The following is a 25,484-nucleotide window of genomic DNA, read 5'->3' on the forward strand; positions in this document are numbered from 1 at the left end:
AGCTGGATCATGTCGACCGCTTACACGAATGGATTGTGTTCGGCGCCAAAGGTGCGGTGGATGGCCGGGACGCGGGTGCCTCGTCCGGGGAATGCTTGTCATGACAAGCTCTTTGCGGACACGAGGAACCACCAGCGCGCGGCGGGAGAGCGTAAGGAGTGCGCAAGCGAGCGCGGAGCTTCGCCGCCGGCCCCCCGGCGGGCGTGGGCTAAGACCGCGCGCCTCGCCCGCGGCCTTCAGCGATCGCTGAACCGCCCTCGCGCGCCCCCGCACTCCGTGATGACCTCGCGCGCGGCGGCGGCGGGTGAGCGGGCGACGCCGGCGTCGTCCTTGCGTGGGTCCCAGCCCGTGATGCGCGCCACCGCTGCCAGCGGGTGCTCCAGCCGCCGTTCGAGCGTCGTCTTCTTCTGCGCCTCGTCCTTCTCTCGGTCGGCCTCCGCGAGCGCGTTCTCGATCACCTCGACCAGCGCGGGCACGAGCTCGGGTGTGCCCAGGTGCTCCGCCAGCGTGACGTAGCGTTCGCGGACCCACCATGCGTACTCGTCCTCGAAGCGGCGCGCCGCGGCGAGGAAACTTCGCACGAAGAAGTCCCGCTCGTCAGCGGTGATGGGTTTTGTGTCCAGGGCCACCTTCTCGAGCAGCGGGTGGAGGGCTGCCATCGCGGCTTGCACACCCAGGTAGCGTGGCTGCCCGCCGCTGTTCGGGTAGCCCGTGTAGTGGCGCGTCAAGCTGTGTTGTCCGTCGGTCATCCGGAGAAAATGGTGGAAGTTGCCGCTCGAGGTCGAGAACGAACGCCCCCAGAGCCCGTTCGGCAGCGGCGGCGGCTCGAGCTCGCGGACGTTGAGCGTGAGCGCAGGTCGGGCAAGCGAGAGTGCCGGCGTGAGCGCCCGCTCGCTGATGCGCCCGCGAAACAGGCGCACCGGGCTCCCACCTTCGGCGGAAGACCGGAAGTATCCCACCAGGCCGAGCCCCAGCGCGCTGTAGTCGGTGTCTTCCTTGTTGCGCGTCAGGCGCCAGAGCTCGAGGTTGCCGCCGTGCCCGTAGCCGGACTCGACCACGATCTCTTCGAGGTCCGAGACGAGTGGGTCGCAGCCGAACGAGACCTCGACCACGCTACCTTTGACGGTCCGGTCGTAGGCCTTGATGATCTTCCTGGCGAGCGCCGCCTCGGCGCGCCGATGGTCGACGCACGTCGCCGCCTCGTAGAGCTTGACGGGTGGCCGCGCCTTGGGCGGGCCGTCAGGGAGGCAACGATTGGGTCGCTGGGCTCGCGGCGGCGGGGAGGGCGAGAGCAGCGCAGCGGCCACGGGAGCCACGCCCACCGCTTGCGGGCTCGGACGCCCGGAAACTGCCAGCGACGCTCCGGGGTGAGCAGCGCAGCTCGCCGCAGAGACCGCCGCGAGAGCAGCCACGGATCGAGAAACCATGCTCGATAGTAAGCGACGGGCGGGCGGAGTTCCGAGGAGCCGCCGACGGAATGGCCGTCGCCCCGCCGATCCCAGCCAATTGCCGCGACGACGGCGCAAGGTCTGCGCCGTGCCCCAGCCCCTTCGGTGCCGTGCTCCATGACGCGAGCCCTCCGAGCAGCTACAGCGTGTGGCAGCCCATGACTCGAAAGCGCATCCTGATCGTCGGCGGTGTGGCCGCCGGCGCCTCGTGTGCGGCCCGCGCGCGACGCCTCGACGAGAACGCCGAAATCATCGTGTTCGAGAAGGGACCCCACGTCTCCTTCGCGAACTGCGGACTGCCGTATCACGTCGGTGACGTGATACGCGACGAGAGCGCGCTGCTCCTGGTGAGCCCCGAGCGCTTCAAACAGCGCTTCGACATCGAAGTGCGGGTGCACAACCAGGTCATGCACGTCGACGCCGAGCAGCGAAAGGTCCGGGTGCGCCACGTGCAGACCGGAGAGGAATACGACGAGAGCTACGACGCGCTGGTTCTCGCCCCGGGCGCCAAGCCGCTGCGTCCCGCCATCCCGGGCATCGACCTGCCGGGGGTGTTCACACTTCGCACCGTGCCCGACACTCGCCGGCTCAGGGAATGGATCGACGCTCACCGCGCGCGCCGCGCCGTGGTCGTCGGTGCGGGGTTCGTCGGGCTCGAGGTCGCGGAGAACCTGGCGAAGCGCGGGCTGAAGGTGCAGATCATCGAGCGCGAGCCCCAGGTCCTGCCACCCTTCGATCCCGAGATGGCACGTCCCGTCGAGGACCACCTGCGCCAGAGCGGGGTTTCGCTCATCCTCGGGCACTCACTCGAGCGCATCGAAGCTCGAGGCGACGGGCTGGTCGTGGTCGTGTCCGGTGGACGAGAGCTCGAGGCGGATCTGGTGATCCTGGGACTGGGTGTAAAGCCCGAGGTCGGCCTGGCGGAGCAAGCGGGAGTTCTGCTGGGACCGCTCTCGGGCATCGCGGTCGATCGACACATGCGCACCAACCTGCCCGGGATCTGGGCTGCGGGTGACGCCGTCGAGGACACCTGCTTCGTGACGGGGCGGCCGCGACTGATGCCGCTCGCCGGTCCTGCCAATCGGCAAGGGCGCATCGCGGCGGACGACGTCTGCGGTCGACCGACGGAGTTTCGCGGTGTGCAGGGAACGGTGGTGTGCGGGCTGTTCGGGCTGACCGTGGCGGCGACCGGCGCGAGCCAGAAGTGGATGGGGGAAGGGCATGACACCGAGGCGGTCTGGCTGCACCCCAACAACCACGTCGCGTATTACCCGGGGGCCGAGCCGATCCACCTCAAGCTGGTGTTCGCTCGCAAGGACGGCCGTGTGCTCGGTGCGCAGGCGGTGGGCAAGAGTGACGTCGAGAAGCGCATCGACGTGATCGCCATGGCCATTCAGCTCGGCGCCACGGTGTTCGATCTGGAGCAGGCCGAGCTGTGTTACGCGCCGCAATTCGGCGCCGCGAAGGATCCCGTGAACATCGCCGGCATGATCGCGGGCAACGTGCTGCGTGGAGACGTGGCGATGGCGCGCTGGAGTGAGGTGGGTCGTGCGGACGTCGTGCTCGTGGACGTGCGGGAACGCGACGAATTCGAGGCCGGCGCCGTGCCCGGAGCGCTGAGCGTTCCGCTCTCGGAGCTCAGGCAGCGCATCCCGGAGCTCGAGACCGTGCGCGAGCTCTGGGTGTACTGCCAGAGCGGCAAGCGTTCCTACGACGCCGCGCGGGCGCTCCAGCAGCGGGGCTTCGTCGTCCGGAACCTTCCGGGCGGTTACGAGAGTTATCGGCACCAGCTCGAGTCGCCACCGAGCTGAACCGACTACAAAAGCCCAGGCTTTCCGCTCTGTCGGCGTCTCAGCTCGGTCTCGATCAGCGCGACGTGCTCGTGCTCTTCGGCCTCGAGCTCGCGATACATGCGCCAGACCGTGCTGCCCCGCGCGAGTCGCGCCGTTCGCTCCGAGAAGAAGAGCTTGGCGCGCTGCTCCAGCCCGAGCGCCACCTCCAGCAGCTCGATGGCGGTCTTCGGTGCGGCGTTCGCGTCGGCGAAGAGCGCGGTGATCTGCGCGCCGACCTCGGTCGACCCGAGCCCGGGTGCCGCGATGTGATAGCGCGACGCCAGCAGCTCCAGGTGTTCACGCTCCATCAGGGCCAGTCGCCCAAACATCTCGCTGAGCTCGGGATCAGACGTGGATTGTGCGCCGCGCTCGTAGAAGGCCCAGCCGCCGAGCTCGACCTCCATGGCCTGCTGCACGGCGGCTCGCGCCGCGTCGTCGGGGAGCGCGCTGTCGTACTCCCGCGTGAGCTGGCCGCCGCACGCCGAACACCGCCCAAACGGAAACGCGAACCCCTCGTATTGCTTGTGACACGAGCCGCACTGCCAGCGGATGCTCGCGCCGGCACAACACACGTAGGGCTCGCCGGCCTCGATGCGCCCGTGACAGCGCGGACACTTGCCCTCGCCGGCGGGAAACTCCTCCGGACCTGCCTCGATGGCGGCGGGCGGCCAGGCGCGGTTGGCCAGGAAGGCGCTGATGTGGCGAGCGGCGCGCCGCCCGGCGCCGAGTGCCAAGATCACCGTCGCGCCGCCGGTGACGATGTCGCCTCCCGCGAACACACCGGGCAGGTTGGTGGCCTGGCTGACGGGATCGGCCTCGATGTAGCCCCACTTCGTGAGCCCGAGTCTTGCCACCGAGCGCGGCACGATGGGGTTGGCGCGCGTGCCGAGGGCGTAGAGCACGGTGGTGGCCGGCACGTCGGTGAATTGCCCCTCGACCGGCACCGGGCGCCGCCGCCCCGAGGCGTCGGGCTCGCCGAGCTCCATGTGCTGGCAGCGCACCCCCCGCACGTTCTCGTTTGCGTCCAGCAACACCTCGGTCGGTGCGCGCAGGAAGTGGAACTCGATGCCCTCTTCGCGGGCGTGCCGCAGCTCTTCGGCGCGCGCCGGCGCCTCGGCCTCGGTGCGCCGATACACACAGTGAACCTGTCGCGCGCCGAGGCGCTTCGAGACCCGCAGGCAATCCATGGCCGTGTTGCCTGCACCGATGACGACCACCGCCTCTCCTAGATCGATGGGCGTGTCGCGGTATGGGAAGCGGTCGCCGCCCATCAGGTTCACGCGCGTCAAGAACTCGTTGGCGCTCAACACCTGGCCGGCGCCCTCGCCCGGCAGCCCGAGGAAGACGGGGTAGCCGGCACCGGTCGCGATGAACACCGCAGTGAACCCCATCTCGCCCATCAGCTGCTCGAGCGTGAACGTGCGGCCCACGACCTTGTTCACCTCGAAGCGCACGCCCAGGTTCTCGAGCGCCCGGATCTCCTTCTCGATGGACTCGCGCGGCAGGCGGAAGCTCGGAATGCCGTAGCGCAGCACTCCACCCACGACGTGCAGGGCCTCGTACACCACGACCTCGACGCCCTCCCGGGCCAGATCTCCGGCGCAAGCGAGGCCGCCGGGACCGGAGCCGACGATGGCGACGCGGCCCTTCTTCGGGTCCTTTGCCACCGGCTCGGTGATCGGCGTCGGCGCCTGGTCACCGACGAAGCGCTCGAGCCGACCGATGGCCACGGGCTCCATCTTTTTGTGGAGGATGCACTGCGCTTCGCACTGGCTCTCCTGCGGGCACACCCGCCCGCAGATCGACGGGAACAGGTTGCTCTCGTGAATGACCGAGAGCGCGCCGGGCAGATCGCGGACCAGAATGTGGCGGATGAAACGCGGGATGTCGATATTGACCGGGCAGCCGGCGATACAGGTGGGGTGGACACACTGAATGCAGCGTTCGGCCTCGAGCAGCGCGTTTGCCTCGGTGTAACCCAGGCCTACCTCGTCGAAGGTCCGCGAGCGCTCGAGCGCCGGCCGCTCCGGCATCGGCGTGGCGGTGGCCGGAACCTGCTTCAGCTTCTTGTAGTTGCGTTTGCCCTCCTCGAACAGCTGCAGCTCGAGGTTACACACGTGGTTGAAGTCTTCCTCGGCGCGCTGCTCGAGGCCCTTGAACCGGCGCTGCCGGATGCTCAGCTCCTCGAAGTCCACGGCGTGTGCGTCGAAGTCCGGTCCGTCCACACAGGCGAACCGCACCTCACCACCGATGGTGACGCGACAAGAGCCACACATGCCGGTGCCGTCGACCATGATGGCGTTCAGGCTGACGACGGTGGGGATCGCGCTTGGCCGTGTGACCTCGGCCACGGCCCGCATCATGGGCAGAGGCCCGATACCAATCACGCGCGCGGGTCTCGGCTCCCGGGTGATGACCTCGGCCAGTGCCGCCGTCACCAGTCCGGCGCGTCCGTGACTGCCATCGTCGGTGCACACGATGAGCTCGTCGCTGATCTCGGCAAAACGCTGCTCCCAGAAGACCAGGTTCTGCGAGCGGAAGCCGATGATGCTGGTGACCCGGTGGCCTGCCTGCTTGAAGGCGCGCGCCTGCGGATAGATGGGAGCCACGCCCAGCCCGCCCCCGACCAGCACCACGTGCCCGGGCTCGTCGACGTGGCTCGGCACGCCCAGCGGTCCCACGAAGTCGAGGAACCAATCCCCGCGTTTGTAGTTCGACAGCATCTCGCGCGTCGAGCGGCCGAGGGCCTGGATGACCAAGGTCACCGTGCCGCGACTGCGATCGAAGTCCGCGATGGTCAGCGGGATACGCTCGCCGTTTTCGTGCAAGCGCAGCATCACGAACTGGCCGGGCTCGGCTGCCTTTGCGACGTCCGGCGCAAAGACCTCCCATAGGAAGGTCGCATCGGAAAAAATTTCGTGGTGGACGATCTGGTACACGGGTGTGTTCTCCGATCTCGACGCACTGAGCATTGAACACCGCGCGGCGAGCGCCCAGTGAATTCTCCGGCCGCTCTGCGAAGAAACTGCGGGCCCGCTCGCGGCGCCTGCGCTATCGTGGAATCGCAACCATGGCCGAGACGCCGACCTTCGTTCGCTCCGTGATGCAGTCGGACGTGGTGTCCCTGACGCGGGATCAATCCCTCGACGAGGCGGCCAGGATCTTGGCCGCACTGGACATCGGCGGCGCGCCCGTCTGCGACGCCGCCGGGCGCGTGCTGGGGATCCTCAGCAAGACGGACGTCGTCGAACACGCGAGCGGCAGCACGATCGCAGGCAGCGTCGAGGACGCCATGAGCCCGGGCGCGGTCTCCGTTGGGCCAGACGAGCCGCTCGAGAGCGCCATCCGGCTGATGGCATTCGAGGGCGTGCACCGGCTCGTGGTGCTGGACGCCGAGTCGCAGCTCGTGGGCATCATCACCTCGATGGACGTGCTGCGAGTGCTGGCCGGCTTCGACCTGGCCACCACGCGAGGCAAGCTGCCGGTCCCCGGACGGCGTCGTTAAGAAGCTGCCCGTTCGAGTGTGAGCAGCGTGATCTCAGCTGGCGCGCCGAGGCGCATGGGCGGGCCCCAATAGCCCGTGCCGTTGCTGACGTAGACCAGCGCGCGGCCAAAACGCGCCAGGCCAGACACCACGGGCTGCTGCAGGCGCACGAAGATGTTCCACGGGAAGATCTGGCCGCCGTGGGTGTGCCCGGACAGCTGCAGGCCCACGCCGAGCCTGTCCGCCTCGAACACCTGTCGCGGCTGGTGGGCCAAGAGCACGAGCTCCCGCGAGTCGTCGCGCCCGGCCACGGCCTTCTTCAGATCCGCGCCGTGCCCGCGGCCAAATCGATGTGCCGAGTAGTCGTCGACGCCCGCGAGATCGTAGCTGACGGCGCCCTCACCGATCTGGACGCGTTCGTTGCGGAGCACTCGAATCCCCAGGCGCTCGAGCTCGTGACACCAGGCCTCGGCCCCCGAGTAATATTCGTGGTTTCCCGTCACGAAGAACACGCCGTACTTCGCGCGCAGGTCCCCGAGGGGAGCTACGTGGTCCGCGAGCTGCGCCACCGAACCGTCGACCAGATCCCCCGTGATGACGATCACGTCGGGTTCGAGCGCATTCGTCTCGCGCACGACGCGTTCGATGAAACCGCGCTGGATGGTCGAGCCGACGTGTACGTCCGAGAGCTGAGCGATGGTCGTGCCGTTCATCTCCGCGGGCAGTCGCGGCAGCGCGACCGTCAGCCGTTTGACCATCAGCTCGGTGAGCCCACTGCGTGCTGCCAGTGTGCCGGCTCCTCCGGCGACCAGAGCGACGCCCACGCCGAGCATGCGGGTCAGGGCCAATCGCCGCTCCGGATCATCCGGCGGGGTCTCGAGCAGGCGACCCGCCAGGCCCAGGCCCACACGACCGGCGTCGACCACGAGCAGCAGCATCACCGTCAGAAACAACAGCCCCATCCAGCTGAAGGTGCCGAGCAGCACCGGGCGCAAGCTCTCGACGCGATGCCCACGGGCAAGGGTGAAGGTGAGCGGGATGCTCGCAAAGAGGGCGATGATGAGGCCGGTCAAGATCCGGTGCCACATCAGCGGGAGCGCGACGTCTCGGACGAGGCGGGCCCAGACGTAATAGTGGAGGCTCCCGGCCAGGGAGAGCACGACCACGAAGAACACGACGAAGGAGAGGGCTCGCGGCACGAGCACTCTCTATAGGCACGCGATCGGGGTGCGGCCAGCCCACGGCTGGGCAAGCGCCGATCATTTCCGTAGACTCTGCGCAATGACGACGCACAAGTTGGCTTCTCTGGTTCTCGTGCTGGCCTTTTCCGCGCTCGGTTGCGCCGACGACGCGGGGGGCGGCGGAGGCGGAACCGGCGGCAGCGGCGGCAGCGGCGGCAGCGGGGGCGGCGGCAACCTGAGCTGTCCGGGCGGCGAGGACGTCACCGGCTGCACTGCGGTGCTCTCCCCCGGCAGTGACGACGCGGCCAACCTTCAGACTGCGTTCATCGAGGCCAAGAGCGGCGACACGGTGTGTTTGTGCAAGGGCACCTACAGCCTGACCAAGGAAGTGTCCCTGGCGGTCCCGCAGATCACCGTCAAGGGGCTGGGGGCGAACATCGACGACGTCGTGATCGACTTCGCCGGACAGACCCAGGGCGACGATGGCGTCACCGTGACCAGCGACGGTTTCACCGTCGAAAACCTCGGCATCAAGAACTCGCCCGGCAACGGCATCGTCGTCACCGGAGCCGAGGACGTCACGTTCCGGAAGCTCAAGGTCTGGTGGGATGCGGGTTCGGTGACCAGCAACGGCGCGTACGCCATCTATCCGGTCAAGAGCACCCGCGTGATCATCGAGGACTCGGAGATCATCGGCGCCGCCGACGCCGGCGCCTACGTCGGCCAGTGCAACCAGGCCATCGTGCGGCGCAACAAGGTGCACGGCAACGTCGCTGGCATCGAGATCGAGAACACCACCGACGCCGAGGTCTACGACAACGAGGCCTGGGACAACAGCTCCGGCATCCTAATCTTCACGCTTCCGAACCTGGAGAAGAAGGACGGCGCGCGGGCGAAGGTCCACGACAACAAGGTGCACGACAACAACCGCGACAACTTTGCCGAGTCCGGCACCATCGTCAGCAACGTGCCGGCGGGCACGGGGGTGCTGCTCATGGGGTCCGACGAGACCGAGCTCGCGAACAACGTCATCGAGAACAACAAGAGCGTCGGCATCCTGATCGTCAGCTTGACCACCCTCGACCTGGTACTGCAGTCCAAGCCCGATCCCGCCACCGATCCCGATCCCGAAAAGACCTACATCTTCGGCAACACCTTCAAGAACAACGGCACCGATCCCCAGACGATCTTGGCGCAGTTCAACATCAAGCCGCTCGAAGACGTGGTGTGGGACGGCGTGCGAAAGACCACCGTGACGGACGGGACGCTGTGTCTGGGGGACGGCGCGCCGCCGTCGTACCGGAACATCCATGCGCCCGCGGGGCTCGTGAACCCGGGGGCACACACCACCGACGCCACGCCCCATCAGTGCAAGCTGCCCGAGCTGCCGACGCTGTCATGGTAGTCGCCCGCACCGCGTTCACCGCGCTGCTGCTGCTCGGCAGCAGCCTGCTCGGTGGCTGCGGTGACTCGGAGCCGGCGGAGACCGCGTACACCGGCCCGCCCATTCCGTGGGCCTTCGCTCCGTTCCCGAAGGAGCGGGCGCCGAAGGACAATCCGACGACGCCGGCGAAGGTCGAGCTCGGTCGGCTGTTGTTCTACGATCCCATCCTGTCGACGGACGGCTTGGTTGCCTGCGCCACCTGTCACAGCGAGATCTGGGGACTCTCCGACGGGCTCCCGCGCTCGGTTGGCATCGGCGGGGTCGGAGCCACGGGGCCGGGGCGCACGGGGCCGAACGTGACCCGGCGCAACGCGCCGACGCTGTGGAACGTCTCGCACAAGAAGACGCTCTTCTGGGACGGACGCGCGAGCTCCCTCGAGGAACAGGCCCTCGCGCCGCTCGCGGACGCAAAGGAGCTCGGGCGCGACCTCGGAGAACTGGTGACGGCGCTCGCCGCTGTGAATGAATACGCGGAGCGCTTCGCCGCGGCCTTCCCCGCGGACTCCGCGCCCATCAGCGGCACGAACCTGGCGCGGGCCATCGCCGCGTTCGAGCGAAGTTTCACCAGCCGGCTCGCGCCGTACGATCGCTACGTCGCCGGCGACGCGGGCGCGCTCGACACCGAGTCGATCCGCGGCATGGAGCTGTTCGCCGAGGCGAAGTGCGCGACGTGTCACGTACCGCCGCTCTTCGACAGCCCCAAGTTCGCCGACCGAGGTGTGGAGAGCGAAGACGACCGCGGACGCGGGGAGATCACCGGGGCGCCGGCGGACGACGGGCTGTTTCAGGTGCCGACGCTGCGCAACACGCGGGACTCGGAGCCCTACTTTCACGACGGCTCGACCCAAGATCTTCGTGACGCCGTCGAGCGCGAGGTGCTGTTTGCGGTCGCGCGCGGCGAGTCGCCGGCGCTCGCTGCCGACGAGATCGACGCCATCGCGCGCTTCATCGACAAGGCGCTGACGGATCGCACGCAGGAGCCGCATCGCCCGAAGACGGTGCCGAGCGGCCTGCCGGTGCCCAAGGACGGATTCCGCATCCCGCGCTGAGCGCTTCGTGCCCAGGCACACCCGCAGGGCTCCCGTCGCGTTCACGGAGTGTCTGAAGCTCTGTGCGGGCCAGTCGAATTGCTCGAGCGTGTGCAAGACGGTCCATCCCGTCGCGGGAGCCCTGACGGACAAGTACCTCGCTTGCCTCGCCACGCCCTGTCCCGCCGCGTGTGGCCAATCCGGCAACGGAACGGACGTGGTCCGGGGCTGGTGCACGCTCGCGATCGCCACCTGCTCGCTGTCCGTCACCCAAGCTGACTGCGAGAAGGCCCTGGCTCAGAGCTCGGCCCTCTCCGGCTGTGGCGAGGCCACGTGGAAGTCGCTCGAATGTGATCTTCAGAAGGGCCTGAAGTGCGATGCGACCGGCTACCCGACGAGCGATCCCACTTGCAGCGCCATCGCGGACTCGTGCGCTCACGTCCCCTGCGCTGGCGGCGGGACCTCGGACGGTAGTTGCGGCTGGGGCTGCGACGATTGGCAAGCACACTGCGGGCCGGGCGGACTCGACTGTGAGTGCACGGCGGGCAAGAACAAGGGCAAGAAGCTCACCCTCACCAGCGCGTGCGACGAGGTCGCCCTGGAGCTCGGCTGCTCGCAGTGAAGGTTCGTCGGCGCTTCGGCAACCCTGCGCGTCAACCGAGTCACCGGCCTGGCCTCCGCCCCCGCGCTGAGCGCTTCGTACCTAGAACACCGATCAGCTTGCGCTGCTCGTGCTCTAGGACCTTTACGTTGGGGCTGCGCCCCAAACCCCCGGCCTTCGGCCGTGCGCGCTCCGCGCGCGAGCGCCGAACACCTTGCAAGTCCCGGAAAACAAACGACGTTCAACCTGTTCGGCGCTCTAGGCACACTGACCCGGGCCGCGCTATGAACAGAGGATGCAGCGATTCATCGGGGTGGGACTGGCGGCCGTGCTGCTCGCAGGCTGCGGCTCGAGCGACGACGGAGGTTCGAGCGGGGGCGGCGGCGTGACCCCGGCTCCGGTGGGGCAGCCCTGGGAGAGCCTCGCCGAGTGGAACTTGTTCGATGCCAAAGGAGAACCGGCGGCACGAGTCGTGGCCTACGACGTGGTCTCTCCTCTGTGGTCGGACGCCACCAGCAAACACCGCTTCGTGTACCTGCCGAAGGGCGCGAAGATCGGCTACCAGGTGCAAGAGATCTGGCAGTTCCCGGTCGGCACGATCTTGGTGAAGAACTTCGACTACCTGAACGACGCCCGCGATCCGAGCCTGGGCGTGCGCAGGCTGGAGACCCGCCTCCTGGTCCACGAAGCCGATGGCTGGGTGCCGCACACCTACGTGTGGAACGATGACGCGACCGAGACCGTGCGCACCGTCGCGGGCAAAGACATCCCGGTCACGTTCATCGACGCCGCGGGGAAATCCCACGACCTGAGCTACGGGGTTCCGAACACGAACCAGTGTCAGGAGTGTCACGGTCTGGGGCCGATGCTGGACACGCTCGGTGGACGCACGCGCCAGCTCAACCGCGATCACGACTACGGGAAGGGGGCGGTCAACCAGATCGATCACTTCGCGGAGCTCGGTTGGCTCGACAGCGCACCCCCGCCTGCGACCGAGCGGCCGACGCTGAGTGACCCCAGCGGAAGCGCAAGCGCCGCGGACCGCGCGCGCTCGTACCTGGATGCCAACTGCGGACACTGCCACGCGGAGGGGCGACTGGCGTCTTCGAGCGGGCTGATGCTGGATTTCGCCAAGACCGCGCCGGAGAGCCCGACGGCCGTGTTTGGCGTCTGCAAGACCCCGACCTCTGCCGGCGGTGGAACCTGCGGGCTGACTTACGACATCGTGCCGGGCAATCCCGGCGAGTCGGTCATGATGTGCCGCATCGCGTCGCGCGCTCCACAGGTGCAGATGCCGCCCCTCGCGACGCAGCTCGTCGATGACACCGGCGTGCAGGTGATCGGTGAGTGGATCGCGAGTATGGCGCCCACACCTTGTAAGTGACCGATCGAGCCCGGCCCCGACGTGGCGCCAGGGATTCTCGTGGTACGGTCCGGACCGTGACTGACACTCTGAGCGACGACCCGCGCCCCACTGACCTCCCGAAGCTGACCTTCACACCCGAAGCCTCCGATGGCGATCCCGAAGAGACGCGGGAGTGGATCGAGTCGATGGAGTCCGTCGTGCAGACGAGCGGCCTCAATCGCGCTCAGTATCTGCTGAAGCGAGTGCTCGAGAACGCCCGCCGGCACCGGATCTTGCCGCCCGGCCCCCTCGCGTCGGACTACGTGAACACCATCAGCGTCGATGCCGAGCCGGCCTTCCCCGGCGACGAGATGATGGAAAAACGCATCCGGCGCATCGTGCGCTGGAACGCGGTCGCGATGGTGCACCGGGCGAACGTGAAGTTCCCCGGTATCGGTGGCCATCTCTCGACCTACGCCTCGAGCGCAAGCCTGTACGAGATCGGCTTCAACCACTTCTTCCAGGGCAAGGACCTCGACGGCAGCGCGGGGGACCTCATCTATTACCAAGGCCACGCCGCGCCCGGGATCTACGCCCGCGCGTTCCTCGAAGGGCGCATCTCCATCGACGCCATGGAGCGCTTCCGTCGCGAGGTCGAGCGCGGCCAGGGTCTGTCGAGTTATCCGCACCCGCGGCTGATGCCCGGCTTCTGGGAGTTTCCGACCGTGAGCATGGGGCTCGGACCGCTCCAGGCGATCTACCAGGCGCGCTTCGCGCGTTACCTCGCCGGTCGCGGCATCGCCGACACCAGCAAGTCGCGCATCTGGGCGTTCCTCGGGGACGGTGAGACCGATGAACCGGAGTCCCTGGGCAGCCTGAGCATTGCGGCGCGGGAGGGGCTCGACAATCTGGTGTTCGTCGTCAACTGCAACCTGCAGCGCCTGGACGGTCCGGTGCGCGGCAACGGCAAGATCATCCAGGAGCTCGAGGCCGTGTTCCGCGGTGCCGGCTGGCACGTCTTGAAGGTGATCTGGGGCCCAGAGTGGGACGAGCTCCTGGCTCGAGACCACGACGGCGTGCTGCGCCGCCGCATGAACGAGGTCGTCGACGGTCAGTGGCAGAAGTACACGACCGCGTCCGGCGACTACACCCGCCGTGATTTCTTCGGCACCGATCCCCGACTGCTCGACATGGTGTCGCACCTCTCGGATCCGCAGATCGAGAAGCTGCGCCGCGGCGGACACAGCTACCGCAAGCTGTACGCCGCCTACCGGCGCGCGGTCGAGAACAAGGGTCGTCCGACGGTGATCCTGGCGCACACCGTCAAGGGCTGGACGCTCGGAGACAGCTTCGAGGGCTCGAACGTCACTCACCAGAAGAAGAAGCTGGAGAAGGACGAGCTCAGAGTGTTCCGGGACTCGTTGCACCTGCCGGTGCCAGACTCGAAGCTCGACGAAGCGCCGTTCTATCACCCCGGCGTCACCAGCCCCGAGGTCGAGTACTTGCTCGAGCGGCGTCGCGCACTCGGCGGCTCCATCCCCAAGCGCCGCGGGACGGTGCAGGTGAGGCTCGAGCTGCCGCCGAGCGAGCTGTTCGAGGAATTCAAGCAGGGCACCGGCGAGGGCGAGGCCAGCACGACGATGGCGTTCGCGCGCATGTTGTCGAAGCTGCTGCGGGACAAGCGCATCGGACAACGTGTGGTCCCCATCGTGCCCGATGAGGCGCGGACCTTCGGCATGGACGCACTCTTCAGCCAGGTCGGGATCTACTCCGCGCTCGGGCAGCTCTACGAGCCGGTCGACAAGGGCAAGCTGCTCTACTACCGCGAGGCCAAGGACGGCCAGGTGCTCGAAGAGGGCATCACGGAGGCAGGCTCGACCGCCAGCTTCATCGCGGCGGGCACCAGCTACGCAACCTTCGGTCAGCCGATGATCCCGTTCTACATCTTCTATTCGATGTTCGGCTTTCAGCGCACCGGAGATCTCTTCTGGGCCGCCGGCGACAGCATGGCTCGCGGTTTCGTGCTCGGCGCAACCGCCGGCCGCACCACGCTGAACGGCGAAGGGTTGCAGCACCAGGACGGCCACACCCACCTCCTGATGAGCACCATCCCGTGCTGCGTGTCGTACGACGTGGCCTACGCCTACGAGCTGGCGGTGATCATCGAAGATGGGCTGCGTCGGATGATCGGCAACGACGAGAACATCTATTACTACGTGACGCTCCAGAACGAGAACTACGTCATGCCCGCCATGCCCGCCGGCGCCAGAGAGGGCATCCTCGGAGGGATCTACCGGGTGCGCGCGGCAGACGGGAAGAAGTCACGACACGTGCAGCTCTTTGGTTCCGGCTCCATCTTGATGCACGCGCTGCGCGCCACGGAGATCTTGGCCCGGTACGACGTGTCGGCCGACGTGTGGAGCGTGACGAGTTACACCGAGCTCAGGCGCAATGCCCTCGACTGCGAGCGATACGGGCGGCTGCACCCCGAGGCGCCGCCCGAGGTCTCGTTCCTGGCGCGTGCGCTCGAGGGTGTGGAGGGTCCGTTCATCGCGGTGAGCGATTCCATCAAGGCCGTCCCCGATCAGATCGCTCGCTTCATGCCCGGGCGCTTCGTGCCGCTCGGCACCGATGGCTTCGGCATGAGCGACACCCGCGAGGCGCTCCGGCGCCACTTCGAGATCGACGCCGAGAACGTCGCCATCGCGGCGCTCGACGCCCTGCGCCTCGAAGGCAAGCTCGACGGCAAGACCGTCGCACGCGCCATCACGGAGCTCGGTGTGGACCCGGATAAGCTGAACGCGACTCGAGTGTGACGATGAAAAGGACTGAGCCCACGCCCGCCGGGGGGCCGGCGGCGGAGCTCCACGCTCGCTTGCGCACTCCTTACGCTCTCCGCCCGCGCGCTGGTGGTTCCTCGTTTCCGTAAAGAGCTTGTCATGGCAAGCATTCCCCGGACGAGGCACCCGCGTCCCGGCCATCCACCGCAGCTTTGGCCGAACGATCGACACCCCCTAGAACACCGATCAGCTTGCGCTGCTCCCGCCCACCGGCCGAGCCGTCTCGTGCGGCGTGCGAGCGCGTACTCAGGCGTCGATGCTCTCGTGAGCACGGAGTACTCGCCGCCATCGTGCCAGCGCAGGTAGTTCTCGAGCCAGCGAATCAGCCCGATTCTGCGGATTGGCGTGCGGCCCGGCTCTCGGGGTAGCGTCGTCCCGCCATGCTGGAGCGGCTGGGAGACTCGCTTTCGCGCCTTGCGCGCCGCTACGTGCCCGACCCGTTCGTGCTCGCGATTCTGCTCACGCTGCTGACGTTCACGGTCGCGCTCTTCTACGTGGGCTTCGACGTGAAGCTCGTGCTCTTCGCCTGGGTCGACGGCAAGGGCGGAGGCAAGGGCTTCTGGAACCTGCTCGCGTTCGGCATGCAGATGTGCCTGATCCTCGTCACCGGTCACGCTCTGGCGTCGAGCCCACCCGTGCGGCGTGGGCTCGACCTGCTGGCCCAGGCCGCTCGAACTCCTGCCCGCGCCACCGTGATCGTTGCGCTGGGCGCCATGCTGCTCGCTTATCTCAACTGGGGCCTCGGTTTGATTGGCGGGGCGCTCTTGGCGCGCGAAGTCGGTCAGCGCGCGCGCGAGCGCGGCATTCTCGTCCACTACCCGCTGCTCGTGGCCGGTGGCTACAGCGGTCTGATGGTCTGGCACGGCGGGCTCAGTGGCTCCGCGCCGCTCAAGGTGACGCTGGCCAAAGATCTGAAGGAGATCCTGGGTGACTCCCTGGCCGCCGCGGTTGGGCCCATCCCGCTCGGCCAGACCATTGGCTCGACCAGCAACCTGCTCGCGAACGCACTCTTGCTGGTGCTGGTCCCGTTCGTGCTCGTGCGCATGCTGCCGGCGAAGGAGTCGGAGCGGCTTCCGGCGCCGAAGCTCGCTGCTCTCGACGGCGACGAGGGCGGCCCGGAGCAAGAGACCCCAGCGTCTCGGCTGGACCGCTCGCGCTGGTTCGGCATGGGGTTCGCCGTCGTTGGCGTGGTGACGGGTGTGCTGCTCTTGCGCCGGCAGGGCATCGCCAATCTCGACCCGAACCTGCTGAATTTCGTGTTTCTGTTCGTCGGGCTCGCGCTGCACGGTTCACCCTTGGCCTACGCAAACGCGGTGGGCGAGGCCGCCAAGGGCTGCGCCGGCATCATCCTGCAGTTTCCGTTCTACGCGGGCATCATGGGCATGCTGCAAGGCACGGGGCTGCTCGCCGCCGTGGCGGGTGCGATGTCCCACGTGGGCGCGGCGAGCCTGCCCGCCGTGTCATTCTACTCGGCGGGGCTCGTGAACCTGTTCGTGCCGAGCGGCGGCGGGCAGTGGGCGGTACAGGGGCCGATCTTGCTGGAGGCCGCCGTGAAGACCGGCGTGTCCCCGGCGCGCATGGTGATGGCGCTGGCCTACGGGGACCAGTGGACCAACATGCTGCAACCCTTCTGGGCGCTGCCGTTGCTCGGCATCACGGGCGCAAAGGCTCGCGACATCATCGGCTACACGGCGGTGCTGCTCCTGGTGGGTCAGTTCCCGCTGCTCTTGGCTCTGTACGTCGGGTGGTGAGCCGACGTCGCGCGTGGCGCGACACTCCACGACAACCGCTGTATCTTCGGCGCATGAGCGGAGAGCCCGGGGTGACTACGACCCGCCTTTTGTTCGAGCGACTGTCCGAGCCCGAGATGCGCGCTCGCGCAGAGGCATTCCGCGACCACATGCGGTCGCGGCGCTCGGTGCGGAGCTTCAGCTCCGAGGCGGTGCCGCTCGACATCATCCGCGCCTGCATCGAGGCGGCGGCCCAGGCCCCGAGCGGCGCGAACAAACAGCCGTGGACCTTCGTGCTCGTCAGCGATCCCGAACAGAAGCGCAAGATCCGCGAGGGTGCAGAGGCAGAAGAGCGCGAATTTTATCATGGGCGTGCGCCTGAGCGCTGGCTCGAGGATCTGGCGCCGCTCGGCACCGACGAACACAAACCGTTCCTCGAAGAGGCACCCGCGTTGATCGTGATCTTCGCCCAGCGCCACGGCGCGACGGAACAAGAACGTAACTATTACGTGCAAGAGTCGGTGGGCATCGCGGCCGGGTTCTTGATTGCGGCGCTGCACCACGCGGGGCTCGCGACCTTGACCCACACCCCGAGCCCGATGGCCTTCCTCGGGGACATCCTCGGCCGTCCGAAGAGTGAGCGCCCGTATTTGCTCCTGCCGGTGGGTTACCCGAGCCCCGGCGCCGAGGTGCCGAACATCAGCCGAAAGCCGCTGTCCGCGGTGCTGGTGGAGCGGTGAGTCCCCGGCGGCTCGACTTGATGGGGGTCGTTGCCAACGAGGCGCGAGCGAGGCATGGCTCGGGCGTGCGGAACGGGATCATTCTGTGCGTGGCGGTGCTGGTTGCAGCGGCGTGTGGGGCCGATGACGCCGGGGGTGGCGGCGAGGGCGGCGTGGGCACAGGCGGGGCGACGAGCTGCAAAGGCAGCGCTCAGACCCGTTGCGCGGCGGGCTGTGGCTCCGACGTGGTGGCTCAAGAGATCTGTGTCGCAGGGGAGTGGCGCTGCCCGGAGGGGACCGTCCGCGGCTCCGACTGCCCGCCCGGAACCTGCTTCGGATATTCCGACTGTTGTGGCCCGAACGGTGATCACAAGTCCAAGATCTGCCCCACCTACGACGGGCTCCCGTCGCCGGCGTCGGGCAAGTGTCCTGACGGTTACTACGACTGCCAGTTTGGTGACGGAGGACCGAGCGGCGGCAGCGGTGGGGGTGGGGGCAGCGGGGGCAGCGGAGGGGAGCCACCGGACGCTTCCGAGCTGCTCGCGGAGTGTGTCGCCGCCAAAGCGCAGCCCTGTGCGTTCTGCTGCGGCAAGTACCTGTACTCGGAGATGCAGGCCTTTGGCACGACGCTTCAGCCGTGCGTCTGCGCGGATGGCGGACCGTGCGCTGCGGCCTGCGGCGACAACGGGTTCTGCAGCAATCCGAGCTCCGGTCCGAGCTCGACCTGTGAAGCCTGTTTGCTCGCCCAGCGCGCCCCGAGTGCAGCGTGTTCGTCCAGCGTGAGCGCCTGCGCCGCGTCTGCCGCTTGTGCGCCTTACCTGGACTGCCTGTCGTGGTGTGCCGGCGACGGCGGGTGATGGGTCTAGATCGAATCGTCCCTCCGCACGTATCCGTCTGGCATGCGGAACATTCTGGCCTGGCTGATGGCATCGGTGATGCTCGCGACTACCCCGTTGGCCGAGGCCCGCGGCCCAAAAAAGGACGATGATCGCGAGGGCTTCAAGCCGGCGTCGCCGTTCCGAGCTGCGCCGAAGATGCGCATGGAGATGGGGGCCACGCCAGGCGGCGCCCAGGACATCGACTTCGCGCGAGATCGCATCTCGGCCGGTGAGGTCCCGCACGAACGTACCTTCACCCCCGAGGGCCTCCTGAGTCAGCACGACCTGCCGCTGCCGTCGACCCGCCCGTGCACTCAGATCCTGTGCCTGGAGGGCGCCGGCGCGGCGGCGGAGCTGATCGCCCAGCCGGAGGTGCGCTTCCTCACCCAGCTCGGGTTCGGTTCGAACTTGAACCCGAAGACCTGGCGCCGCGCGCCGCTCTCGTTGGTCGCCGTCGTCGACAAGAGCGGCAGCATGAGTGGACAGCCGCTCGACACCGTCAAGGCGAGCTTGCGCCACATCGCGCTACAGATGACGGCGAAAGATCAGCTCTCGATCGTGCTCTACGGCGACAAGAGCCACGTGCACCTGGAGCCCACGCGTCTCTCGCACCGGGCGGCCGTGCTCGCCTCGATCGAAAAGATCGAGAGCGCGGGCAGCACCGCCATGGAAGAGGGACTGCGCGTCGGCTTCGACGTGGCCCAGCAGAGCCGCAAGTCCTTCGCGGGAACCACCCGCGTGATGCTGTTCACCGACGAGCGCCCCAACGTGGGGCGCACCGACAAGGACAGCTTCATGGGCATGGCGCGCGAGGCCAGCCGCCGAGGCGTCGGAATGACGACCGTTGGTGTGTCGACCCACTTCGGAGCGGAGCTGGCCACGGCCATCAGCAGTGTACGCGGCGGCAATCTGTATTTTTTTCCTGACGCCGCCAAGATGAGCGAACGCTTCGTGAAGGACTTCGACACGATGGTGACCGAGCTGGCCCACGACATGCGGATCGTCGTCACCCCGCGCAAGGGTTACGAGATCTTGGGCGTCTACGGAGTCCCCGGTGAGCTGGTGAAACGAACCGCCAACGGCGGTCTGTCGATGACGATCGAGACCGTGTTTCTCAGCCACGACCAGGGCGGCATCTATTTCGCGCTGGCGCCGAAGCTCGGAGCACTGCCGGCCCCCGCGGGGGCCATCGCAGACGCCAAGCTGAGCTACACCGACACCACCAAGCACAAACAGAAAGACGCACTCTCGTTCAGCCTGGTAGCGCGCCGCCAATTGCCGCTGGGCCTCGCTCGAGGAGAGCTCTTGATCGACGAGATCACGACGCTGAAGCGCGCGTCGATCTTGCACGGTCAGCAAAACAAGACCGAGGAGGCGTACCGCCTGGTGCGCGCGCTCCGGAAGAAGCTGGCGGACTCTCGGGTCACGGGGCTGGAGAAGGAATTGCTTCTGGTGACCCAGCTCGACGCGACCCTCACACGCCTGAGTGGGCACAAAGCTGAGGGCTCAGCCACGGCGCGGCGGGACGCGGTCAACGGGCTGCCGGAGTGAAGCGGGCCTGATGGGGCGCCGGCGTTCGGCGCGCTCGCCCGCCGCTCACCGACGTGTCAGGGCAGGCCAGCAATCGCAAAATCGACGCGATACAGCGAGGTGCGTGCCGTGACATACAGCGTCTTTCCGGCGGCCCCGCCGAAGCTGCAGTTCGCCGGCTGTTCCTTCTTTCCGGCGACGTCGATGGGCACGGTGCCCAGCTTCGTGCCATCCGCCTTGAACACCTCGATGCCGGCCTGGGTGCTCACGAACAGATCCCCTTGCACGTTGACCGCCATGCCGTCGGGGGCAGGGGACGTGTTGATGAACTTCTTCGGGTTCGAGGGCGCGCCGCCGGCATCGACCGTGTAGCTTCGCAAGTATCCCTGCTCCGAGTCGGTGACGTAGAGCGTGCTCTCGTCCGGCGAGAGCGCAATGCCGTTGGGACGAAACATATCGCTCGACACCAACGAGAGCGTGCCGCTCGGATCGACGCGGAACACCCCTTGAAAACCCAGCTCGTTCGGGTTGCCGCCATAAGGGGGATCCGTGAAATAGAGATTGCCGTCCTTGCGCACGATCACGTCGTTCGGCGAGTTCAGTTTCTTGCCCTGGTAGGTAGAAGCAACCGTGCTGACAGTGCCGCTCTTGTCGGTGCGACTCACGCGCCGTCCCGCATGTTCACAGGCGACGAGCAGGCCGTTCTGGTCGATGCCGAGGCCGTTCGACTGACCGCTCGGTTCGCGGAAGATCGTGACCGCACTCGGCGGACTCAGCTCGTGAATGCGGGAGGCTGGGATGTCGCTGAAATACAGCCTGTTCGTCGCCGAAAACCAGACGGGCCCTTCGGTGAATTGAAAACCGCCGGCGACCTTCTCGACTTTGCCCACGCCGACGAGGGGATCGACCCACGTGGGCGCCCCTCCGGTTCCCGCGCTGCCTCCGGTTCCCGCGCTGCCGCCGGTCCCTGCGCTGCCTCCGGTCCCCGCGCTGCCCGCGATCCCGCCACTTCCGGCCGCGCCGCCGCTTCCGCTCCCGCCAGCTCCTGCCGCGCCCGAGCCGCCGCTCCCCCCGGTCGAGCTGCCGCCGGTCGAGCTGCCGCCGGTCGAGCTACCCCCCGTGCTGGAGCCGCCGGTGTTCTTGCCGCCGCTTCCGCCGCCGGCATCGTCGCCTCCGCCGCAGCCCACCGACACCAAGAGCAGGATGCCAGTCCCCACCAACACGCGTTGCATGTCGAGCACTGTAGCAGGGTCGCACTGACACGTGGCTCAGCGTTTTGCCTTCGTTCGAGCCGCTGCGGGCGCGCGGCCCAGGGTGTCGATGGGTTTGGGGCATTCGCGTCGCAGGCCGCAGGCGGCGCACTCTCTTCCTGACCAGATGGCGTCGAAGCGAGCCTGCAGGGTATCGAGCACGTGTTCGTCGTCCGTCACGATGCCAACCTCGAAGTTGCGTCGCGTCTCGGCCCGAGCACCGATGCCAGCTCCGGTGAAGTTCGCGCTGCCCAGGTAGAGTGAGCGTCCGTCGACGATCACCAGCTTCAGGTGCACCCGAGGGCACTCGCGCAACAGCCCCTTGTTGGCGAGTCCGCTGCGCGTTCGGAGCTCCGACGCAAACGCGCGGGACGGCGCTCGGCCGTGGAGGATGCGGACCTCGACCCCGCCGTCGGCCAGCCCCTCGACCGTCTCGAGCACCGAGACGTAGCGCCCACGCGCCCGGGCCCGTGTGCCGATCGGCGCCTCGATGCGCAGGTCCTTCAGGTTCGCCGTGCCGATCCACAACGAGACCCTCGCGCTCGGGATCTCCTCCGCCACCAGCGTGTCGTAGTGATCGGCATCGATCAGCAGGCGCACACGGGCGAGCCGGGGCTCCGAGACCCTGGCCTGCCGTGCGGCACGGTCGACGACGCGTCTTGCCATCCCTGATCGATACACGAAAAAGCCCGCTGGCTCGCCGAGACCGCCGTCCTTGGCTAGGCTCCGCGCCGTTGCTGCGTGTTCACCTCGCCCTGCTCTTGGTCCAGTTCCTGTTTGGGCTGTGGCCCGTGGCGGGGAGCGCGGTCATGGAACACATCAGCCCGGCGGCGCTGATCGGCTTTCGATTGATGCTCGGTGCGCCGCTGCTCGCCCTGGCCGCGGGCTTGCCCTGGCAGAAGCCGCCGAGCTGGGCGGATCTCGCGCGCCTGGCCGGCCTCGGTGCGCTCGGAATCAGCATCAACCAGCTGCTCTTTGCCGAGGGGCTGCTGCGCGCGGGCCCGATCAACGCGTCGCTCTCGATCTTGCTCATGCCCGCGCTCACGCTGGTGCTGACGGCGCTGCTGCGGGTGGAGCGCCCGGGGCCCGCGCGCCTGGTTGGGGTCGCGCTGTCGTTCGTGGGCGCGGCGCTCTTGCTCCGGGTCGAACGGTTTGATCTCGGGGATCGGGCGACCGTTGGCAACCTGATGCTGCTGACCAACGTCAGCGCGTATTCGTTCTACATCGTCCTGGCGCGTCCGGTGCTCGCGCGGCTCGGTTCGCTTCGGACCATGGCGTGGGTGTTCGTCTTCGGCGCCATCGAGGCGGCCCCACTGACCTTGCCGGCGGCCGCGAAGGTGAGCTGGCTCGGCCTCCCGCCTGCGATTCACGCATCACTCGCCTTCATCTTGCTTGGTGCAACCCTCGCGACCTACCTCTTGAACGCCTACGCCCTGGTGCGGGTCGAGAGCAGCGTCGTTGCGGTCTATGTGTACGCGCAGCCGCTGATCGCGACGCTCGCGGTCTGGCTCTGGCGCCGGCAGGTCCCGACGCTACGCACGCTGGTCGCCGGCATCGTGATCGTGATCGGCGTCGCGCTGTCGAGTGATCTGCTGGGCGCGCTGCGAAGCGCGAAGAAGCCGGCGTCCGGCGCCTGACGTGAAAACGTCGTCGACGTGCGCAGGCGTCTTGTGTCAGAGATCGCCAGCATGAGCGCGTTGGAGAGCTGGAACGTCTTGCCCCATGGCCCGGTGGTCGAGCTGGCCGAGAACCTGAGGTGTGTGGAGGGGCCTGTGCCCGGCATGGCGCTGAAGCGGCGCATGACCTTGATCAAGCGCGAGAGCGGCGGGCTCGTGATCCACGGTCCGATGCTGATCGGCGATGCCGAGCTGAAGCAGATCGAAGCCTGGGCGGAGCCCGAGCTCCTGGTCGTCCCGAACGGGTTCCATCGGCTCGACATCGCGAGGTTCAAGCGTCGCTATCCGAACGCCAAGGTCGTGTGTCCGGCGGGCGCGAAGCGGAAAGTCGAACAGAAGGCCCCCGTGGACCTCACGTATGCAGAGGTTCCGGAGGACGCGGCGCTCAGCTTCGAGCACCTCGCCGGGGTCAAGGAGCGCGAAGGCGTCCTCCGTGTCCGCTCCCGCGACGGGCTCACCCTGGTCTTCAACGACGCGCTCTTCAACGTCCCACATCAGGGCGGGATGCACGGGTTGATCCTCCGGTGGATCGGCTCCTCCGGGGGCCCCCGGGTCACGCTCATCGCCCGGACGTTCCTGGTCGACGACAAGCCAAGCTTGCGGGCGTGCCTGGAAAAGCTCAGCCAAGAGCAGCCGGTCCGGCTGATCCCGGGGCACGGGGATCTGATCGATGCCGCGGCCCCGGAGGTTCTCCGTGAGGTCGCCGGGCGCCTCTGATACCCTCGAAATACCGGCTTGCTGTCCGGTGTAGTTGCTGGTAGTTATATATCCTACCTGAACGGGAGGCCTGACCCATGTCGTTCCGCCGAATTGCTTACTCCGCCCTGGTTCCTGCGATCTTGCTGGCGTGCTCTTCGAGCGACGGAGGCTCCGGAGGGGGCGACACCGGCGGCCCGAACCCCTTCCTTCAGGACCAGACCCCTTCGGGGAAGGCGGACACCGCCTACTTGAACCCCGACGGTATCGAGGTCGAGGTCGATCTCGAAGCCGACGTGCAGGCCCCGGCCTATCGCTTGCTCGAGTCGCCGGCCTTCGTGAGTCAGTTCGCGACCACCTTCCTGCGCGAGCGTGGCGAGTTCTACCTCGAGTCACTGGCGGAGGATTCGACGTCGAAGGACCGCGTCGAGTGGTTGGTCGACGGCAACTGGATCACCGCGGCAGACGCCGCGAGTGTGGACAAAGCGAAGCTGACCCACTTCCGCATGAAGCGGGTCAACGCCGTGCTGCTGAACAGCGCGAAGAACGGGGTCACACAAGGGACGGTATTCGAGGCCACGGTGCCGATCAATCCGTTCACGGTGATGAGCGACGCCGGCGACAAGTGCGCCAACCACGACGGGCACATCTCTTTGAGCCAGTCCGTGTACTGGTACATGTGGAACCCGGAAAAGAGCGGCTGCACCCTACCCACGCAGCAGCTGAAGCTGACCGTGTCGAAGATGTTCGCGGAGTCCCAGAAGACCTACCCCGAATTCGACCAGCTCCTGGCAGACAAGAAGATCACCGCCGTGGTGCTGTTTGGTCAAATCGGCGACGGCCCGATCGACGACTCGGAGACCGGCGTTCGCAACATGAAAACCATGGCGAACTGGCTGAAACAGGCTGGCTACTCCGAAGTCACTCCCGCGCCGGTGGGACGGCGTTTCTCCAAGCACATTGGCGAGGCCGATTTCGAGATCGATCTCTACGCACCGACCGACTTCTCCGGGCTCTCGGATTTTGCGCACTTCCCCAACTTCCAGAAGGCCATCGGGGAGCACGAGATCGTCGTCTACGACGGTCACAGCATGCTCGGCGCCAGCGACTTTTGGGCGAAGCCGAAGTACCCGGACTTCTACCAGATCTACATCTATGGCGGCTGCCTCGGCTACGAGTACTACGTGCAGCCGATCCTCGCGGGCAAGAAGGGCTGGGACAAACTCGACCTGGTGTCCAGCGTCGTCGAGGTGAGCGCGGACGCGAACGAGATCGCAGGCCCGGTGTTCGCCAAGATCGACTGGGCGCTGTCACACAACAACAACGCCAACTGGCGTGACATCTTGCTCGCCATTCGCAACCGCGTCGGGGACTCGACCTTCGGCGCCAGCGGTGTGCGGGACAACTGTTACGCGCCGCAAGGCTCGCTGTGCAGCGGCACGGGTGGCAGTGGCGGAGCTGGTGGTGCCGGTGGCGCTGCGGGTGGCGGCGCGGGTGGTGCGAGCGGCGGCGCTGCGGGCGGTGGAGCCGGCGGGGCCAGCGGTGGCGCTGCCGGTGGCGGAGCCGGCGGGGCCAGCGGTGGCGCTGCGGGTGGCGGTGCGGGCGGAGCGGGCGGCGCGAGTGGCGGAGCGGGCGGAACGTCGAGCGCGGCGTCCTGCGCCGGTCACTGCGGCGAGGCATCACCGGTGCCGAACAGCACGCCGAAGTGTTACTGCGACACCTCCTGCACGAACTACGGCGACTGCTGCGGGGACTACACCGCCCAGTGCGGCTGAAGCGAGCGTGAGCTGGGCAGAGCGCCG

General features: G+C 67.6%; 19 protein-coding genes. 14 read left to right on the forward strand and 5 right to left on the reverse strand.

The genetic code is table 11. The annotated features are described in order from the left end of the window. Window positions 1-236 precede the first annotated feature (236 nt). Entirely contained in the window at window positions 237-1,316 is a 1,080-nt protein-coding gene (locus tag IPI67_15825; protein ID MBK7581663.1) for a hypothetical protein, read from the reverse strand. 290 nt (window positions 1,317-1,606) lie between these two features. Between IPI67_15825 and IPI67_15830 the strand changes: the two genes are divergently transcribed. Beyond that, on the forward strand, window positions 1,607-3,259 hold the full coding sequence (locus tag IPI67_15830) for an FAD-dependent oxidoreductase (protein ID MBK7581664.1): 1,653 nt from the start codon (window positions 1,607-1,609) through the stop codon (window positions 3,257-3,259). A 5-nt stretch (window positions 3,260-3,264) separates the two neighbouring features. Here IPI67_15830 and gltA read toward each other — a convergent pair whose 3' ends face one another. Further along, complete coding sequence (gene gltA / locus IPI67_15835; GenBank protein MBK7581665.1) at window positions 3,265-6,219, reverse strand: NADPH-dependent glutamate synthase; 2,955 nt, start codon at window positions 6,217-6,219, stop codon at window positions 3,265-3,267. Window positions 6,220-6,350: 131 nt separating this feature from the next. On the opposite strand from gltA, the gene IPI67_15840 reads away from it, so the two are divergent. Further along, the gene (locus tag IPI67_15840) at window positions 6,351-6,785 is read left to right on the forward strand and encodes a CBS domain-containing protein (GenBank protein MBK7581666.1); all 435 of its coding nucleotides are present in this window, start codon (window positions 6,351-6,353) and stop codon (window positions 6,783-6,785) included. Here the strand turns inward: IPI67_15840 and IPI67_15845 are convergent. Continuing rightward, entirely contained in the window at window positions 6,782-7,963 is a 1,182-nt protein-coding gene (locus IPI67_15845) for a metallophosphoesterase (protein ID MBK7581667.1), read from the reverse strand. The two genes, IPI67_15840 and IPI67_15845, sit on opposite strands and share 4 nt — an antisense overlap. An 82-nt stretch (window positions 7,964-8,045) precedes the next feature. On the opposite strand from IPI67_15845, the gene IPI67_15850 reads away from it, so the two are divergent. From IPI67_15850 to IPI67_15890, 9 genes are all read left to right on the forward strand, one after another. Beyond that, on the forward strand, window positions 8,046-9,350 hold the full coding sequence (locus tag IPI67_15850) for a right-handed parallel beta-helix repeat-containing protein (GenBank protein ID MBK7581668.1): 1,305 nt from the start codon (window positions 8,046-8,048) through the stop codon (window positions 9,348-9,350). Beyond that, window positions 9,344-10,438 carry a cytochrome-c peroxidase gene (locus tag IPI67_15855; GenBank protein MBK7581669.1) on the forward strand — a complete coding sequence of 365 codons (1,095 nt, stop codon included), beginning with the start codon at window positions 9,344-9,346 and terminating at the stop codon, window positions 10,436-10,438. Before IPI67_15850 ends, IPI67_15855 begins: the two co-directional genes overlap by 7 nt. 88 nt (window positions 10,439-10,526) lie before the next feature. Continuing rightward, complete coding sequence (locus tag IPI67_15860; GenBank protein ID MBK7581670.1) at window positions 10,527-11,039, forward strand: hypothetical protein; 513 nt, start codon at window positions 10,527-10,529, stop codon at window positions 11,037-11,039. Window positions 11,040-11,313: 274 nt separating this feature from the next. Next, a complete protein-coding gene (locus tag IPI67_15865) occupies window positions 11,314-12,402 on the forward strand; it encodes a hypothetical protein (protein ID MBK7581671.1) in 1,089 nt (362 codons plus the stop codon). A 167-nt stretch (window positions 12,403-12,569) separates the two neighbouring features. Next, on the forward strand, window positions 12,570-15,179 hold the full coding sequence (gene aceE / locus IPI67_15870) for a pyruvate dehydrogenase (acetyl-transferring), homodimeric type (GenBank protein ID MBK7581672.1): 2,610 nt from the start codon (window positions 12,570-12,572) through the stop codon (window positions 15,177-15,179). Window positions 15,180-15,586: 407 nt separating this feature from the next. Further along, window positions 15,587-16,954 (forward strand): short-chain fatty acid transporter, encoded by a 1,368-nt coding sequence (locus IPI67_15875; protein MBK7581673.1) that lies wholly within the window; start codon window positions 15,587-15,589, stop codon window positions 16,952-16,954. Window positions 16,955-17,007: 53 nt separating this feature from the next. Beyond that, the gene (locus IPI67_15880) at window positions 17,008-17,673 is read left to right on the forward strand and encodes a nitroreductase family protein (GenBank protein ID MBK7581674.1); all 666 of its coding nucleotides are present in this window, start codon (window positions 17,008-17,010) and stop codon (window positions 17,671-17,673) included. Further along, window positions 17,670-18,509: a hypothetical protein gene (locus IPI67_15885; protein MBK7581675.1), complete on the forward strand. Its 840-nt coding sequence runs from the start codon at window positions 17,670-17,672 to the stop codon at window positions 18,507-18,509. The genes IPI67_15880 and IPI67_15885 overlap by 4 nt, the downstream gene beginning before the upstream one ends. Window positions 18,510-18,551: 42 nt before the next feature. Beyond that, the gene (locus IPI67_15890; GenBank protein MBK7581676.1) at window positions 18,552-20,081 is read left to right on the forward strand and encodes a VWA domain-containing protein; all 1,530 of its coding nucleotides are present in this window, start codon (window positions 18,552-18,554) and stop codon (window positions 20,079-20,081) included. A 56-nt stretch (window positions 20,082-20,137) separates the two neighbouring features. On the opposite strand, the gene IPI67_15895 is transcribed toward IPI67_15890, so the two are convergent. Next, a complete protein-coding gene (locus IPI67_15895; GenBank protein MBK7581677.1) occupies window positions 20,138-21,292 on the reverse strand; it encodes an SMP-30/gluconolactonase/LRE family protein in 1,155 nt (384 codons plus the stop codon). A gap of 36 nt (window positions 21,293-21,328) precedes the next feature. Beyond that, window positions 21,329-21,976 (reverse strand): phospholipase D family protein, encoded by a 648-nt coding sequence (locus tag IPI67_15900; protein ID MBK7581678.1) that lies wholly within the window; start codon window positions 21,974-21,976, stop codon window positions 21,329-21,331. Between the two features lie 68 nt (window positions 21,977-22,044). Here IPI67_15900 and IPI67_15905 point away from each other — a divergent pair, with 68 nt between their 5' ends. From IPI67_15905 to IPI67_15915, 3 genes are all read left to right on the forward strand, one after another. Next, on the forward strand, window positions 22,045-22,947 hold the full coding sequence (locus tag IPI67_15905) for a DMT family transporter (protein ID MBK7581679.1): 903 nt from the start codon (window positions 22,045-22,047) through the stop codon (window positions 22,945-22,947). A 51-nt stretch (window positions 22,948-22,998) separates the two neighbouring features. Continuing rightward, complete coding sequence (locus IPI67_15910) at window positions 22,999-23,703, forward strand: hypothetical protein (GenBank protein ID MBK7581680.1); 705 nt, start codon at window positions 22,999-23,001, stop codon at window positions 23,701-23,703. A 77-nt stretch (window positions 23,704-23,780) separates the two neighbouring features. Further along, window positions 23,781-25,457, forward strand: coding sequence for a hypothetical protein (locus IPI67_15915; GenBank protein ID MBK7581681.1), 1,677 nt, complete (start codon window positions 23,781-23,783; stop codon window positions 25,455-25,457). Window positions 25,458-25,484 lie beyond the last annotated feature (27 nt).

The sequence above is a fragment of the Myxococcales bacterium genome, from assembly GCA_016706225.1.
In the GTDB taxonomy this organism is placed as follows: Bacteria; Myxococcota_A; Polyangia; order Polyangiales; family Polyangiaceae; genus JADJKB01.

Bases quoted from the DNA above. Each gene is read 5' to 3' on its own strand.
- IPI67_15880 (MBK7581674.1), top strand. From the start codon at position 17,008: ATGAGCGGAGAGCCCGGGGTGACTACGACCCGCCTTTTGTTCGAGCGA.
- IPI67_15840 (MBK7581666.1), top strand. From the start codon at position 6,351: ATGGCCGAGACGCCGACCTTCGTTCGCTCCGTGATGCAGTCGGACGTG.
- IPI67_15850 (MBK7581668.1), top strand. From the start codon at position 8,046: ATGACGACGCACAAGTTGGCTTCTCTGGTTCTCGTGCTGGCCTTTTCC.
- IPI67_15900 (MBK7581678.1), bottom strand. From the start codon at position 21,976: ATGGCAAGACGCGTCGTCGACCGTGCCGCACGGCAGGCCAGGGTCTCG.
- IPI67_15895 (MBK7581677.1), bottom strand. From the start codon at position 21,292: ATGCAACGCGTGTTGGTGGGGACTGGCATCCTGCTCTTGGTGTCGGTG.
- IPI67_15830 (MBK7581664.1), top strand. From the start codon at position 1,607: ATGACTCGAAAGCGCATCCTGATCGTCGGCGGTGTGGCCGCCGGCGCC.
- IPI67_15910 (MBK7581680.1), top strand. From the start codon at position 22,999: ATGAGCGCGTTGGAGAGCTGGAACGTCTTGCCCCATGGCCCGGTGGTC.
- IPI67_15865 (MBK7581671.1), top strand. From the start codon at position 11,314: ATGCAGCGATTCATCGGGGTGGGACTGGCGGCCGTGCTGCTCGCAGGC.
- IPI67_15855 (MBK7581669.1), top strand. From the start codon at position 9,344: ATGGTAGTCGCCCGCACCGCGTTCACCGCGCTGCTGCTGCTCGGCAGC.
- IPI67_15915 (MBK7581681.1), top strand. From the start codon at position 23,781: ATGTCGTTCCGCCGAATTGCTTACTCCGCCCTGGTTCCTGCGATCTTG.
- IPI67_15890 (MBK7581676.1), top strand. From the start codon at position 18,552: ATGCGGAACATTCTGGCCTGGCTGATGGCATCGGTGATGCTCGCGACT.
- aceE (MBK7581672.1), top strand. From the start codon at position 12,570: ATGGAGTCCGTCGTGCAGACGAGCGGCCTCAATCGCGCTCAGTATCTG.